Origin of the sequence: Stenotrophomonas sp. PS02300 (assembly GCF_029959395.1) — a bacterium.
GTDB classification, from domain to species: Bacteria; Pseudomonadota; Gammaproteobacteria; order Xanthomonadales; family Xanthomonadaceae; genus Stenotrophomonas; species Stenotrophomonas maltophilia_AD.
In genome coordinates this window covers 19,032-35,976 of the sequence record NZ_JASCOP010000032.1, presented here as the reverse complement: position 1 = coordinate 35,976, position 16,945 = coordinate 19,032, and the positions used below count along the sequence as shown (strand labels likewise).

Sequence of the window (16,945 nt, the reverse complement as noted above, 5' to 3'; positions counted from 1 at the left end):
CTGGTTGCCACGGTTGGGGGCCATGTGGCGGATCTGGGGCGACGGGGGGGCCAGCATGGCCGCCGACAGCAACGGGTAGTCGCGTTCCACCAGCGGGTGCCAGGCGGTATCGGCGTTGCGCGCCGTAGCGCCCAAGCGCAGTCCACCGTCCTCGCGCGCCTCGATCCGGTCCAGCGGCAAGCGGCTGACATCGACCAGCGCGGCCGGGTTCATCAGCTGCAGCTTCATCAGGTCCAGCAGGTTGGTGCCGCCGCCGATGGGGCGAACGTCATTGCCGCCGGCAGTGCCGGCCAATGCCAGCAGGGCATCCTGGATCGAATCCGGTCGCTGGTAGATGGCGGGGATCATGCGGGCACCGTGCCAGGCACCCAATCGGCCGGCTCTGCGTCAGGCGGGGCAGGGTGTCCGCTGGCCAGCACCGACATCACCGCATCGGTGATCTGCGGGTAGGCGCCGCAACGGCAGAGGTTGCCACTCATCAGCTCGCGCACCTGGTCGCGGTTCCAGACCTTGCCTTCGTTGATCAGGCCCTGTGCCGAACAGATCTGTCCGGGCGTGCAGTAACCGCATTGCAGCGCGTCGCAGGCAATGAACGCCTGCTGCAGGGGATGCAGTACCTCGCCGTCGGCAAAGCCCTCGATGGTCTGTACCTCGGCGCCGTCCTGCATCACCGCCAGGGTCAGGCAGCTGTTGATCCGGCGCCCATCCACCAGCACCGTGCACGCACCGCACTGGCCGTGGTCACAACCTTTCTTGGTGCCGGTGAGCTGAAGCCGTTCACGCAGCAGGTCGAGCAGGCTGACCGTGGATTCGACCTGCAGGGCGTGCGCGACGCCATTGATGGTGAGGTTTACCGGATAGGTATGCGGGGCGCGCGCGACGGGAGCGTGTTCGCTCATGGCAGTTCCAGCTAGGCGATGGCCTGACACTGCGTCATTGCCTGTCGAGTGCGGGTGCACGGCAGATGCGGTCCGCGCGAAATCACGCCGCCAGTACATTTACTTAACGCATTGCAGTGTTTCCGCGGAGGGCGCGCAGGGGGACCGCATCGGACACTGCCCGCAGGCGTTCAAGCGGGGATCCGGGGTGACCAAAGGCGGTAACGACCAACGGATGGGCGCGGGCCTGGATGCGAAGGCGGGTCACCGCCAGCCGCATTCCTGGCTGGCGTCGCTGTTGCTGTTGCTGGCCGTGCAGGTCCCTGTTCACGCGCAGACCGTGGTCCAGAACGGGGCCAGCCTGCAACCGCCCGCGGGCCAGACCGACGCCAATCCCGGCGACAACACCGCCTCGGTCGACGTTCTGGTCTATGCGGCCACCGTGGCAAAGACCGGCAGCCCGGCCAACGATGTTCCCGTTGCCCCCGGCGACACCATCGGCTTCAACCTGACCGTCACGGTGACCGGTACCGATACCTCCGCCGCCACCGTGTTCACCGACACGCTCAGCAGCGGCCTGACCCTGGTCGCGAGCTCGCTGCCGGCGGATTGCACCGGCAGTGGGCAGTCCGCGCTGTGCACGCTGCCCAGCGGCAGTGCACCGGGCACCTACAGCTGGTCCTACCAGGCGACCGTGGACGCCGATGCGACCGGTACCGTGAGCAATACCGTGACCGGTGGGCAGGGCTGCACGGCAGCGGCGAGCTGCACGGTGACCCATCCGGTCTATTTCGGCTTGTCGCTGGGCAAGAGCTGGAGCAACGGCCTGGCCGGCGACAGCGTCGACCTGGCGATCAGCGGCAGCGCCGACCAGGTGATCGTGCTGGCCGGCGGCACTTCTACCCCGGGCGGCACCACCACCCCGGCGCGCGCGGCCGTGGCGCCGGGTGCGGCAGTGGACCTGAGCGAGCTGTTCGGGGCCGGCAATGCCGCGAACTACACCACCGCACTCAACTGCGTGCGCAACGACAATGGCGGCGCCGTGGTCGTGGGCGGCGGAGGGACCAGCGGCAGCCTCACCATGCCGGCCGATACCGGAGTGACCTGCGAGTTCGTCAACAGCCGCATCCAGGCCAGCCTGACCCTGGCCAAGCAGTGGGTGAATGCGCGCGTGGGCGAGACCGCCACGGTGTTGTCCGCCGGGTTCACCAACGATGCCAGCAGCGGCCTGTCCACATCCACCGGCAACAACGCCACCACCGGCACGTCGGTGGCCGTATTTGCGGGTGACACCGGCAACCTCGGCGAAACCCTGAGCAATGCCGCCAACTACGATGCCACCTTGGCGTGCACTGGCAATGACACGCCGCTGGCCGGCGTCACGCTCACCATCGCGCCGACGGATACGGCCATCACCTGCACCCAGACCAATACCCGCCGCCAGGCCACGCTGGTGCTCAGCAAGACCTGGGTGAACGGCCTGCCGGGCGATACCGCCACGGTCACCAGCACGGGCTTCGAAAACGCGGCCAGCAGCGGGCTGTCCACCTCCACCGGCAGCAACACCACTACCGGCGCGGCGGCGGTGGTGTACGCCGGCGAAAGCGGCAGCATCACCGAAGTGTTGAGCAACGCCGCCAACTACGACAGCACATTGGCCTGCACCGGCAACACCGTGCCGCTCAACGGGACCACGTTGACCGTGGACCCGGCCGATGTCGCCATCACCTGTACCCAGACCAATACGCGCCGGGAAGTGAGCCTGACCCTGCGCAAGAGCTGGGTGGACGCGGCGGTGGGTGAAGCGGTGGAGGTGAGTGCCACGGGCAGCACCACCTCGCCAATCACGCTGAACGCGGTGGCCGACAGCGCCACCGAGATCGATACCGGCAGCACCGTGCCGGTGTTCGTGGGTGAAACCATCACCCTGGCCGAGGCGTTCGCGGTTCCCGGCAACGCCGCCAACTACACCACCGCGCTGGCGTGCACCGGCAGCACCGGGCTGAGCGGCAACACGCTGGTGGTCGGGCAGGGCGACAGCAACATCGTGTGCACCTTCACCAACACCCGCCCGCAGGCCACGCTGCAGCTGGTCAAGGTGTGGGCGGCCGACAGCCGCAACGGCGATGTCGCCCAGCTCGGTGCCACCACCGGGCTGCAGAACAACACCAACGCCTTCACCTCCACCGCCTCGATCGGTGCCAACAGCACCACCGTGCCGGTGTTCGTGGGCGAACAGGCCACACTGCCGGCCGAGACCATGGGCGGCGCGGCGCTGGCCAACTACGCGGTGGCGCTGAGCTGCACCGGCGGCACCCTCGGCGGCACCGACGGCAAAGCGGCCAACACGCTGGACATCACCCCGGCCGATGCCGGTACGCCGATCGTCTGCACCTACACCAACACCCGCACCGCCACCACGCTGACCCTGCAGAAGACCTGGCTCAACGCGCTGCCCAATGATGAGGTGACGATCGTCGCCACCGGCCTGGTGCCGCTGTCGTCCACCGCCACCGGCGGGGCAACCCAGACCGACACCGGTGCGGCGCAGACCGTGCATGCCGGCGATGTGCTCAACCTCACCGAATCGTTCAGCTCGGTCACCTCCAACCTGTACACCACCACGCTGTCGTGCACCAACACCAGCGGGCTGGTGGTGAACGACCCGACCACGGGCACGCTCACGGTGGGGCCCAACGATGGCCCGATGACCTGCACCTACGTCAACGACCGGCGCAGCGCCGAACTGATCGTGCGCAAGGTCTGGAGCGGCGGGCCGCCCACCAGCGTCACCATTCCCGGCAGCACCGGGTTCACCAACAACACGCCGGGCTTCACTTCGACCTCGCCGGGGCCGGACCAGGTCGGGCCCGTGACGGTGTACGCACTGGAGAACGGCAGCCTGGGCGCCGAGAGCTTCCCGGGCGGAAACAGCGGCGACTACACCAGCACGTTGACCTGCGACGGTACCGACACCAACCCGGCCAACGGCCTGCTCATTGCCATCGCCGACGCGGGCAGCACCATCACCTGTACCTACAGCAACACGTTCGTGCCGCGTGCCACGCTGGACCTGCAGAAGACCACCCCGGTGACCAGCGTCACCACGGTGGGGCAGGTGGTGCCGTACACGATCACCGCAACCAACACCGGCAACGTGCCGATCAGCAATGCCACCGTGGTCGATCCGCTGATCGCCGGCAACATGGTCTGCACGCCGGCCATCCCGGTAGCGTCGCTGGCGCCGGGCGCCAGCATCACCTGCACCGGAAGCTACACCGTCACCCAGGGCGACATCGACCGGGTTGGCAGTGGCGATGGGATCAATGACGATGTCATCACCAACACTGCGGATGTGGAGGGCACCGATCCCGATGGCAACCCGGTGGGCGACAACACCAGCGTCGACACGACACTGCCGTCGCAGAACTTCGTGGCCGAATTCACCAAGACGCCCAACCTGGCCGATGCCAGTGGCAACGGTACCGGCAGCGTGGGTGAAGTGATCAGCTACAACTTCACGGTAACCAATTCCGGCAACACCACCATCCAGAGCGTGACGGTGTCCGACCCGGCCCTGCCGGGCCTGAGCTGCCCGCCCGGCGGCCCGCTGGCACCGGGGCAGTCGGTCACCTTCGGCACCGCGCCGCCGGCGGACATTGCCTGCACCGGCAATACCCACACCATCACCCAGGCCGACATCGACGACCGCGGCGGTGGCGATGGCGATATCGACAACACCGCCAGCGCCACCGCCGTGGCGCCCGGGGGCGGCAGCGTGGACGGCGACGCCACCTCCAGCGTGCCGCTGGATCCGCCGGCGCCGCAGCTGGTGCTGGACAAGAGCGCCAGCCCCACCCAGGTCAGCGCCGCGGGCGAGGTGATCACCTATACCTTCACCGTCAGCAACCCGGGCAACGTCACCTTGGCCAACATCAGCGTGATCGACCCGAAGGCAGGCCTGAGCGCGATCACCTGCACGCCGCCGGCACCGTTCACGCTGGCGCCAAGCGCCACCGCGACCTGCTCGGCCACCTACACCGTCACCCAGGCCGATATCGACGGCGGCAACGCGATCACCAACCTGGCCACGGCGGCCGGCGATTACGACGGCACGCCGGTGACCGATACCGATGGCAGCACGGTCATCATCAACCACGGCACGGTCTCGCCGGAACTGGTCAAGATTCCCAGCCGCACGTCGGTCAGCGCGGTGGGCGATCAGATCAGCTACACGTTCCGGGTCAACAATCCGTCCAGTGTCACCCTGACCAACCTGCAGATCACCGACGACACGCTGCTCGGCAGCGGGCTGTCCTGCACGCCCATCCCCAGCCTGGCGCCGGGCAGTAGTGCCGATTTCAGCTGTACCGGCAACACCTACACCGTGCAGCAGTCGGACATCGACAACCAGGGCAACCCGGTCAACGACACCCAGGTGATCCACAACGATGTCACCGGCACCGCGCAGTACCAGATCGGCAGCAACCCGGTGGTCACCGTCACCGACGTGGCCAGCGCCGACGTGGCGCTGCCGCAGCGCACGCCCGGCATCTTCCTGACCAAGGGCTCGGACGTGGCCTCGGTGAGCGGGCCCAACCAGCCGATCACCTATACGTTCTCGGTGCAGAACACCGGCAACGTCACGCTGTTCAACCTGGTCGTCACCGACCCCATGCTGCCGTCGCTGTCGTGCCCGCCGCTGTCCAGCCTGGCGCCGGGCGCGCTGGTGGTATTCAGCGGCTGCACGGGGATCGTCTACACGGTCACCCAGGCCGACATCGACAGCGGCAGCAGTGACAGCCTCCCGGGCAACGGTCAGATCGACAACGTGGCCACCGTGGTGGCCGATACCCCGGTGGCAGGCGGCACGGTCACCAACAGCGCCGCCCACCAGGTCAATCTGCCGGTGCGCGGCCCGCAGATGACCATCGTCAAGAGTGCCGATGTCGCCGCCATCACGGCACCGGGCACGATCAACTACCGTTTCACGGTCAGCAACACCGGCAACGTGACGATCGAGGACGTCACCGTGAACGACCCGGCGCTGGGCCTGTCCTGTCCCAGTGTCGACCTCGCGCCGGGGCAGACGGTGGTGTTCGGCGGTACCGGTGCGGACGTGGTGTGCACGGGGACGACCCGGGTGGTGACACAGACGGAAGTGGACACCTTCAACGTGGTCAGCAACGTGGCCACCGCCGACGGGACCTCGCAGGTGGCCGGCGCGATCAGCCGCACCGGCGCACTCGACATTCCGGTGGTACGCAGCCCCGCGCTGGGTCTGACCAAGGTGGCCAACGTCGCCCAGGTGGCGAGCCCGGGCGATGCCATCGTGTACACGCTCACGGCCACCAACAACGGCAACAGCACCCTGACCAACGTCACGATCAGCGACCCGATGCTGCCGGCGCTGTCGTGCACGCCTGCCATACCGGTGGCGGCGCTGGCGCCGGCCGCCACCATTACCTGCCAGGGCACGTACATCAGCACCCAGGCTGACTTCGATACCAACGGCGGCGGCGACCAGACGATCGACAACACCGCCACCGCCAGCAGCGATGTGACCAGTGCATCTGCCAGCGCGCAGGTGGCGTTGCCGCTGCCGCAGCAGTCGCTCGAGATCGAGAAGACCGCCGGGACCCCGACCCTCAACCTGGGACTGGATCCGGCGGTCACCGACGCCGGCGACACCATCACCTACACCTTCGTGGTGACCAACACCGGCAACCAGAGCCTGTCCGCGCTGGCGGTGATCGATACCAACCTCAACGCTGCCGCCACCTGCGACAAGGCCACGCTCACCGCCAGCGGGCCGGATGCCGTGGCGACCTGCACCGGCGTGCACACCATCACCCAGGCCGAGATGGACAACGGCACCGTCACCAACACGGCCACCGCCGAAGGCACGCCGCCGGGCAGCGCGCGGGTGAGCTCCTCGCCCGATTCGGCCGTGGTCACCCTGGCGGCGCAGCCGGTGCTGGTGCTGGAGAAGACGGCCGGCGCCCCGACCGTGGCCGGCGGTGCATTGCCGGGCGTGACCGACGCCGGTGACACGATCAGCTACAGCTTCGTGGTCACCAATGCCGGCAACGTCACCCTCGACAACATCACCGTGGCCGACCCGCTGCCCGGCATGCCGCCGATCACCTGCCCACCGGGGCAGCTCGCACCGGGAGCAAGCCGGACCTGTTCCACCGTGGTGTATACGATCACACAGGCCAACCTGGATGCCGGTGCGGTCACCAACACCGCAACCGGGCAGGGCACGCCGCCGTCCGGGCCGAATGCCACCGGGGATGACAGCACCACCACGCCGTTGACCGCGGGGCCGGCGTTGACCCTGGCCAAGACCGCCACCCCGACCACCTACGCCAGCGTCGGCCAGTCCATCAGCTACAGCTACCTGGTGACCAATACCGGCAACGTCACCCTCAACACGCTGGCATTGACCGATGATCGCATCGCCAGCGTCAGCTGCCCGGTGACCACGCTCGCGCCTGGCGCGAACACCACCTGCACCGGCACCTACCTCATCACCCAGGCCGACCTGGATGCCGGCAGCGTGACCAACACCGCCAGTGCAAGCGTGGTGCCGGCCCAGGGCAGCGTGGGCCCGGCCACCGCGCAGGCCACCATCACCGCCGTGCAGAACCGCACCCTGGCGCTGGTCAAGAGCAGCACGGCGACCAGCTTCACGGCGGCCGGCGCGGTGCTGCCGTACAGCTACCTGGCCACCAACACCGGCAACGTCACCCTGACCGATCCGGTGACCATCACCGATGACCGCATTCCCTCGGTGACCTGCCCGGCGCTGCCGGCCGGCGGGCTGGCCCCGGGTGCCAGCGTGACCTGCAGCGGCACCTACACCGTGACCCAGGCCGACCTGGATGCGGGCAGCGTGACCAACATCGCCACGGCACAATCCGGCCCGGTGAGTTCGGGGCCGTCCACCGTCACCATCACCGGCAGCCAGCAACCGGCGCTGGGACTGGACAAGACCACCACCACAGCCAGCTACGACAGTGTCGGTGACACGCTGGCCTACAGCTACCGGGTCACCAATACCGGCAACGTCACCTTGACCGTGCCGGTCGTGGTGACCGACGACCGCATCGTCGCGCCCAACAGCGTGGCGTGCCCGGCGCTGCCTGTCGGCGGGTTGGCGCCGGGCGCCGAGCTGGTGTGCACGGCCACCTACAGCGTGACCCAGGCCGATCTGGATGCCGGCAGCGTGACCAATACCGCTACTGCGGCCTCCGGCAGCGTGGCATCGGGGCCGGATTCAGTGACGGTCAGCGGCGTGCAGAATCCCGCGCTGACCATGGCCAAGGTGGTCAGCAACGCGCCCACCCCGGTGGTGCTCAACAGCGTCATCGAGTACACCGTCACCGGGACCAACACCGGCAACACCACGCTCACCAACGTGGTGATCAGCGACAACAAGATCACCCCGTCCAGCACGACCTGCGCCAGCGTGGCGCCGGGTGGCACCTGCGTGCTGGTGGGCACCTACACCGTCACCCAGGCTGACGTCGATGCCGGCCAGGTGCTCAACATCGGCAGCGGCATCTCCGATACCACCCCGCAGACACCGTCGCCGCCGACGATCACACCGGTGCAGCAGCTGCGTGGGCTCACGCTGGACAAGTCCAGCAGCACCGCGACGTATGCGGCGGTGGGTGACGTGCTCAGCTACACCTACCTGGTCACCAACAGCGGCACCGTGACGGTGACCAGCCCGATCTCCGTCAGCGACGACCGCATCGTCGCACCCGCCACGGTGAGTTGCCCGGCGCTGCCGGCCGGCGGCCTGGCCCCGGGGGCCAGCCTGACCTGCACCGCCAGCTACACCGTCACCCAGCTCGACCTCAACCTGGGCAGCGTGACCAATACCGCGACCGCGACCGACGGCACCACCACCTCGGCGCCCGACAGCGTGACGATCACCGCCACGCAGCTGCCGTCGATCACGCTGGACAAGAGCGCCAGCGTGGCCGACAGCAATGGCGATGGCATCACCGGTGACGCGGGCGATGTGATCACCTACAGCTTCAGCGTGACCAACACCGGCAATGTGCTGCTGTCGCCGGTGACCGTGGTCGATCCGCGCCTGCCGGGCCTGGGCTGCACCGTGCTGGCGCTTCCCCCGGGTACCACCACCACGTGCACGGCAAGCAACAATACCTACACCATCACCTTCGCCGACGAGACGGCCACCTCGGTGGTCAACACCGCCACCGCCACGGGTGACGCGCCGGGCACCGCGCCGGATGCCACGGCCACCGATACCGAAACCACGCCCACGGCCATCACCCCGTCGGCGATCACGGTCAACAAGAGCGCCGCGCCCGCATCGGGGACACAGGTCGCGCCGGGAGACGTGGTGCAGTTCACGCTCACCACCACCATCGCCAACAACGAACTGCATGAGCTGTTGACGCTCACCGACACGCTGGGCGATGGGTTCACCTTCGTGGCCGTGACCAGCCCGGGCGCCTACACCTGCAACGCCGCCAATCCGCTGGTGTGCACGCTGCCGGTCGGCACGGCGGCCGGCAGCTATGCAGTCGTGTACACCGCCACCGTGGATGCCAATGCGACCGGCACGCTGCGCAATGCCGTGGTGCCGACCAAGCCGGCCGGCATCGATCCGGCGCCGGTGTGCCAGAGCTGCAGCACCGAACACCCGGTGGTGCCCTCGACCGCAACGGTGAGCAAGAGCGCCAACCCGGCCAGCGGCAGCTTCGTGCAGCAGGGCCAGACGATCACCTATACCGTGACCACCGTGGTCGCGGGGTCGGCCACCACCCAGCCGCTGATCCTCAACGACCAGCTCGATGCCGGGCTGGGCCAGGCCAGCGTCGTCACTGCCGGCGCCTACAGCTGCAGCGGCAACCTGGCCTGCATCCTGCCCATCGGCACGCTGCCGGGCAGCTACCCGCTGGTCTACTCGGTAACCGTGGCCACCGATGCCAGCGGCACCCTGCACAACGTGGTCAGCGCGGCCAACCTGCCGGGCGGCGATCCCGATCCCACCTGCGTGCAGTGCAGCACCGAACACATCGTGGAGCAGCCGGCGCTGGACACCGCCAAGCGCCTGACCGGCAACACCGATCCCAGTGGCGAGGTGAGCACCGGCGATACGCTGACCTACAGCGTCACCGCCACCAACACCGGCAACGTGACCCTGAGCGATGTCACCATCGACGATCCGCTGATCACGCCCAGCCGCATCGTGTGCGCCAGCGTGGCCCCGGGTGGCGAGTGCACGCTGACCGGCACCTACGTGGTTACCCAGGCCGATACCGATGCCGGCACGGTGGACAACATCGCCACCATCACCGCACAGCCCGGCCCCGGCGGAAGCCCGCTGCCGCCGGCCGTGTGCCCGCCGGGCTCGGCCGATGCGCGCTGCCGCCCGGTACTCAACCTGCCGATCGCGCGACGCCCGGCGCTGGCCACCACCAAGACCGCCACGCTCAGCGTCGACCGCGGCACCCCGGGCAAGGGCAACGCCGACGATGTGGTGACCTATGCGGTGACCGCCACCAACACCGGCAACGTGACCCTGGACCAGCTGGTGATCCAGGACACCCTGCAGGGCGGCACGCCCACCGTGCTCAGCTGCGCACCCACCCAGCTCGCCCCGGGGCAGAGCGCCACCTGCGCCAGCTACGACCACACCATCAGCGAAGCCGATGCCGGGGTGGACGGCGGCCAGTTGACCAACACCGTGCTCGCCACCGGCCAGCCGACCGGGGCCGGGTTGGCCACCGCCACGGCCACCGCAGCGGCCGTCATCGCGGTGGAGAACGCACCGGCCGACATCCGCCTGACCAAGGTCGCCAACGTCCGCGAGGTGAAGGTGGGCGACCTGGTGCGCTACACCCTGACCGCGCAGAACGTGGGCGACATCGACCTGGTGGATGGCTACCTGATCGACACCCCGGCGCCGGGCTTCACCTACGTGGAAGGGTCGCTGCAGGGCGACGATGACGACCACTCGGTGACCGCCAGCGGCAGCGCGCCGCTGCGCATCAACGACCTGGACATCGCGGCGGGCAACACCGCGCGGATCTCCTACCTGATGCGGGTCGGTGCCGGCGTACGCCCGGGCACGCTGATCAACCGGGCGCAGACCTTCGCGCCGACCGACAAGGCGGCGTCAAACGTCGCGACCGCCGAAGTGGTCACCGGCAGCGACCCGCTTCTCGACGACAGCCTGATCATCGGCAGCGTGTTCGATGACCGCGATGGCGACGGCTGGCAGGACAGCGCCGCGTTGACCGGGCTCAAGGCGCAGGGCGGCTTCGCTGCCGATGCCTACATCGCCGGTTCGACCACCATCGACCGTGGCAACGGGCCGCAGCCGGTGGCCGACGCCAGCGCGCCGCTGCTGCATGGCCTTGCACTGGGCGAGCTGGCCGGGCGCAGCAGCGAGGCCGCGCCGGCCGGAACCATCGTGGTCCGCCAGCGCCTGCGCGAGCCGCGCTTCACCGACGACTTCGTGCTGAGCAGCCGGCAGGGCGTCAGCGTGCACCTGGCCGCCGACGGCAGTGCCCGCCAGCAGCGCGAGGGCGATGCGGCCAAGGGTCTCACCGCCGCGCAGCCGAGCGTGACCCGCAAGGTGATGCCGGGCGAGGGCGGCTACATCGTGGAGTACGTGATCGCCAACGCCGGCATCGACGAGAGCGGCATTCCCGGCGTGCGGATCGGTTCGGTGGAAGGCCTGCTGATGGAAACCGACCAGTTCGGCCGCTACCACCTGGTCGGCGTCTCCGGCGGTGGCCTGGCGCGGGGGCGCAACTTCATCCTGAAGGTGGATGCGGCCACGCTGCCGGCCGGCACCACGTTCGTGACCCGCAATCCGCTGCTGCGCCGGATCACGCCCGGGGTGCCGGCGCGCTTCGATTTCGCGGTGACCCTGCCGGCCACCGTGCTGGAAGAGCAGCGCCAGGTGGAGATGGTGCTGGGCGAAGTGGTGTTCGCGCCGGACAGCGCCCGCATCGGCGAGCGCTACCAGCCGGTGATCGAGAAGATGGCCGAACAAGCGCGCGGCCAGGGCGAAGGTGAGGTCGTGATTGCCGCCAACGGCGGCAGCGAAGCGCTCGCGCTGGATCGGGCCAACGCGGTGCGCCAGGCACTGGTGAGTGCGCTGGGCAGCAACGGCGCGGCGATCCGCGTGGTCGCACGTGCCGACGTGGACGACCCGGCGTCGTTGCTGGTCGGCGTCGACCAGGGCGGCGCACTGGTGGGCACGGTGCTGTTCGATACCGACAGCGCGGTGATCCGCCCGGCCATGCAGCTACTGCTGGAGCGCATCGCGCAGCAGCTCGAACAGCGCGGCGGTGGGCGCGTGGTGATTGTCGGCCACGCCGACGTGCGGGGCGGGGCGGCCTACAACGTCCAGCTGGGCCTGCGTCGCGCCGAAGCGGTGTACGCGGCATTGCGCGGACACCTGAGCCCCGCCGTGCGCGACAAGGTCCAGGTCGACAGCAGCACCGATCCGGCCGCCCCGTTGGACGCGCGCCCAGGCGCGGGGGAGGCACGATGAAGCCGCACCTGCTCAGCGCTGCGCTCGCGACCCTGTTGGCCGGCATGGCGGCCAGCGCCCACGCGCAGCAGACGGACACGCCGCCACCTCCGCCCGCGCAGACCCCACCGGTCAGCTGCGGCGAACAGGCGTGCCAGGAAGGCGAGGAACTGTTGCTGCGTATCCGCACGCGCGGCAAGACAGAGCCGGTCACGGAGGGAACCAACGCGCGGTCCGGCTCCGACGCGCTGCAGCCGGACCGCCGCGTGACGATCTCGGCGCCGCCAACGGGCCGTGCCGTGGCCACAGGCCGCTTCAACGTGCGCCTGCCCAGCGGCGGCGTGCTGTGGGCGACCGAGGATCCGAACCTGGGGCAACCCGAGCTGTCGGCCAGCGCGCCCTCGCTGGTTGCCTTCGAGAACGGGCGTATCCAGAAGCCGGTGTCGTTCTATGTGCGTGGCAACTACGGCGACTTCATCGAACGCATGGAGATCCTGGTGTACCGCGCCACCGACGTGGACCTGATCGCGCCGCTGGCACGCATCCCGGTCGAGGTTTCGGCGGTCAGCCAGGTGGAGTGGGATGGCACGTTGCCTGCCGAAGAACCCTTCCGTGCCGGCGATGAACTGCTGTATGTGGTGCGCGCCTACGGGCACAACGACATCTTCGACGAGACCGTGGCCCAGCGCCTGCAGCTGGTGCGCCCGATCGAGGCCGACAGCCAGCTGCGCAGCCTGCGCAGCCAGGTCGAACGCAGCCAGGGCACCTCGCTGGGCGTGGACCAGGCCCTGCAGCAGAGCCTGATCGATGCGGCGTTCGCGTCGAACGGGCTGCGCCTGCAGAACATTCCCATCTACGGCTCGCGCATCCGCATCACCGGGCGTGACATTCCCGAGTCCACATCGCTCACCATCAACGGGGCTTCCTACCCGGTGGACATGGAGCGCAAGTTCGTCGCCGAGTATCTGGTGCCGGTCGGCCAGCACCGCTTCGACATCGCCGTGCGCGGTGGTCGGGATGGACTGGAGCAGCACCACGCGCTGGACGTGGACGTGACCGGCAAGTACTTCTACGGCATCGGCCTGGCCGACGTGACCATCGCCCAGAACAACGTCAGCAGCGCCACCGCCCCCTTCGCGGTGGACGAGCGCTACAGCGATGACGTGATCAGCGATGGCCGGCTGGCCTTCTACGCCAAGGGCAAGGCACGTGGCAAGTACCTGATCACCGCCCAGGCCGACACCACCGAGCAGGACATCGAGCACCTGTTCGACGGTTTCACCGAGGCGTGGCCGCAGGACATCTTCCGCCGGCTCGACCCCGACCTGTACTACCCGACCTACGGCGACGACTCCACCACCTACCGCGACGTGGACAGCATGGGCCGCTTCTACGTGCGGGTGGACTGGGACAAGAACCAGGCGCTGTGGGGCAACTTCGCCACCGGCATGACGGGGACCGAGTACGCCCAGTACGTACGTTCGCTGTATGGCGGTGCGCTGAGCTGGCGCTCGCAGGCGATCAACCCCTGGGGCGACCCGCGCAGCACGCTGCGCCTGTTCGGCGCGCAGGAGCAGACCGCGCCCGGCCACAATGAATTCATCGGCACCGGCGGAAGTCTGTATTACCTGCGCAACACCGACATCCTGCCCGGCTCGGACCAGGTGGTGCTGGAGATCCGTGACCGCACCACCGGCCGCGTGGAGAAGCGCATCACCCTGCAGCGCGGCACCGACTACGAGATCGACGAGATGCAGGGCCGCCTGCTGCTGACCCGCCCGTTGAGCCAGGTCACCCGCGAGAACATGCCCACGCTCACCCGTGATTCGCCGCTGGATGGCTACCAGCAGCACCTGCTGGTGGATTACGAATGGCTGCCGTCCGGCTTCGATGATGGCGAGCTCACCGCCGGCGTGCGCGGCAAGCAGTGGATCGGCGACCACGTGGGCGTGGGTGTCACCTACGTGGATGAGAATCGTGACGGGCAGGACTACTCGCTGGCGGCAGGCGACCTCACCCTGCAGGCGGGGAAGGGGACCTTCCTGAAGATGGAATACGCGCACACCGAATCGTTCGGCGTGCCCTCGTTCTTCTCCGACAACGGCGGTTTCACCTTCATCCGCAGCAACAGCACCGATCCGCACCGCGAGGGCGACGCCAAGGCGGTGGAAGCGCGCGCCAACCTGCGGGAGCTGGGCTGGACCACGCTGGACTGGAGCGCCGGTGGCTGGTGGCGCGAAACCGATCCCGGCTACTCCATTGCCCGGCATGACACCGGGCTGCCGGTCACCGAGTACGGCGCCGAAGTGCTGGGCCGGATCACCCGTGAGCTCGGCCTGTATGCGCGCTACAGCAAGGCCGAAAGTGGCGATGAGCAGTTCACCCAGGCCCAGGCGACGCTGGAATGGCGCCCGGATGACTGGAACACCCTGAGTGCAGAACTACGCCGGGTGGAGGAGGGCAGCACCAACGACCCTGCCGCCGGCCTGCTGGGTGCGGTGAAGTACAGCCACCGCTTCAGTACCGCGCTGGAGCTGTATGGTCTGGTGCAGGGCACCCTCGACGATGACGGCGGGCGCTACGCGGACAACAACGCGGTGGCGATCGGTGGCGATTACCTGCTGGATGACCGTGCCAGCGTGGGCGCGGAGGTCAGCACCGGCGACCGTGGTGATTCGGCCACGGTGGACGCCGAGTACAAGCTCGATGCCGACCATTCGCTGTATGGCGCCTACACGTACTCCACCGACACCACGCAGTACGAATCGCTGTTCAATCCCACCCGCCAGAACGGGTGGTCGCTGGGCCAGCGCTGGCGGCTGTCGAGCCGGGCCAACCTGTTCAACGAGAGCCAGTTCCTGAAGGAGCCGGATCAATCCGGGCTGGCGCACACCATGGGCATGGATTTCTACCCGGCCCAAGGGTGGAACCTGGGCTTCACGCTGCAGTCGGGCGAGCTGGATACCGTCGATGGCGGCCATGTGGATCGCAGCGCGGTCAGCGTCAGCGGCGGGCGTACCTCGGCCGATACAGACTGGCGCAGCAAGGTCGAATGGCGCAAGGACACCGGCAGCGAGCGCCGCGAACAGTGGGTGACCACCAACCGGCTTACCCACCGCTTCAACGACAGCTGGCGCATCGCCGGGCGCCTGAACTACTCGCGCACCACCGATGAACTGAACGCGCTGGCCGGCGCCCGGTTCTGGGAGGCCAACATCGGCTTCGCCTACCGGCCCTGGAACAGCCAGCGCTGGGCGCTGTTCGGCCGCTATACCTACCTGTACGACCTGGCCACCGAGGCGCAGCTGGGCGGCGCCGACCAGGACCAGAAGACCCGCATCCTGTCCTTCGAAGGCGTGTACAAATACGACACCCAGTGGGAATTCGGCGCCAAGCTGGCGCGCCGTGAAGGCGAGGTGCGGCTGGGCCGCGGCAGTGGCCCGTGGTTCGATTCGGCCACCACGCTGGGCGTGCTGCAGACCCGCTACCAGCTGCACCAGAAGTGGTATGCGCTGGGCGAGTACCGGTGGCTGGACGTGGACGAGGGCGGCACCCAATCCGGGTTCCTGGTCGGCATCGACCGCGACATCGGCGAGAACTTCCGGCTGGGCGTGGGCTACAACTTCACCCGGTTCAGCGATGACCTGACCGACTTCGACTACGACCATGAAGGCTGGTTCCTGAACATGGTGGGCACTTACTGAGGACGTGTGATGAGCAAGCGCGCAATGCATCGTCGTTGGTGGGCCGCGCACTGCGTGGTGCTGTTGTGTGCGGTGCTGCCGGTGGCGGCAAACGCACAGACCGTGCAGCTGGCCAAGACCAGCCAGGGTGGTGTGGGCACCTTCAACTACACGATGACCAACCTGAGTGGGGGCGCCGACAGCATCACCACGACGGCGGCCGGCACGCCGACAGCTTCAGCAACCGTATTTACCGTGACCAATCCCGCGCTGCCGGTAGCCCTCACCGAAACCGCCAACCCGCAGTTCAGCCTCGACGCCGCCAGCTGTGTCGACACCAGCGGCACCATCGGCGGCACCATCGGCACACTGGGCGGTAACACGCTGGTGATTGCGGCAGCCAACCTGCAGACCGGGGTGACCCTGGTCTGCACCTTCACCAATACCCAGCTCCAGCCGGATCTTGCGGTCACCAAACAGGCCAGCCCCGCCGTGGTCGCCAGTGGCGGCACGGTCACCTTCACCCTCACCGCCAGCAATACGGGGACGGAGGATGTTAACGACGCAGTGCTGGCCGATACGCCAGGCCCCGGCTTGAGCTGCACCGCCGCCGGAAGCTGCACGGCCAATGGCGGTGCCACATGCCCGGCCAGCATTCCGGCGGCTGCCCTGTTCGGCGCCGGTGTCACCATTCCCCTGTTGCCTGTGGGCGGCAACGTGGTGGTTACCGTGCCGTGTACCGTGACGGCATCAGGCAATTGAGCCGCAGGTAGATTTACTGAGCAGGAATCGGTAGTAAAACGCTGGCTGCCACTGCGCGTGGGCCGCACTCTGACGGCCACCCTCCGGCA

At 68.4% G+C, this 16,945-nt stretch carries 4 protein-coding genes and 1 pseudogene; 3 read left to right on the top strand and 2 right to left on the bottom strand.

The features are described from left to right. Both QMX79_RS08475 and QMX79_RS08470 read right to left on the bottom strand, forming a co-directional pair. Positions 1–372 (bottom strand): FAD binding domain-containing protein (locus QMX79_RS08475; protein WP_282246329.1); only part of this gene is annotated, 372 nt, incomplete at its 3' end. After that, positions 345–863, bottom strand: a pseudogene (locus tag QMX79_RS08470) ((2Fe-2S)-binding protein); the annotation flags it as partial. The gene QMX79_RS08475 and the pseudogene QMX79_RS08470, both read right to left, overlap by 28 nt. Positions 864–1,086: 223 nt before the next feature. Between QMX79_RS08470 and QMX79_RS08465 the strand changes: the two are divergent. Genes QMX79_RS08465 through QMX79_RS08455 form a run of 3 tightly spaced genes read left to right on the top strand, consistent with a single transcriptional unit; the run spans position 1,087 to position 16,856 of the window. Continuing rightward, on the top strand, positions 1,087–12,432 hold the full coding sequence (locus QMX79_RS08465) for an OmpA family protein (RefSeq protein ID WP_282246320.1): 11,346 nt from the start codon (positions 1,087–1,089) through the stop codon (positions 12,430–12,432). Beyond that, the gene (locus QMX79_RS08460) at positions 12,429–16,115 is read left to right on the top strand and encodes a hypothetical protein (RefSeq protein ID WP_282246318.1); all 3,687 of its coding nucleotides are present in this window, start codon (positions 12,429–12,431) and stop codon (positions 16,113–16,115) included. Before QMX79_RS08465 ends, QMX79_RS08460 begins: the two co-directional genes overlap by 4 nt. 9 nt (positions 16,116–16,124) lie before the next feature. Further along, positions 16,125–16,856 carry a hypothetical protein gene (locus QMX79_RS08455; RefSeq protein WP_282246316.1) on the top strand — a complete coding sequence of 244 codons (732 nt, stop codon included), beginning with the start codon at positions 16,125–16,127 and terminating at the stop codon, positions 16,854–16,856. Positions 16,857–16,945: the final 89 nt, after the last annotated feature.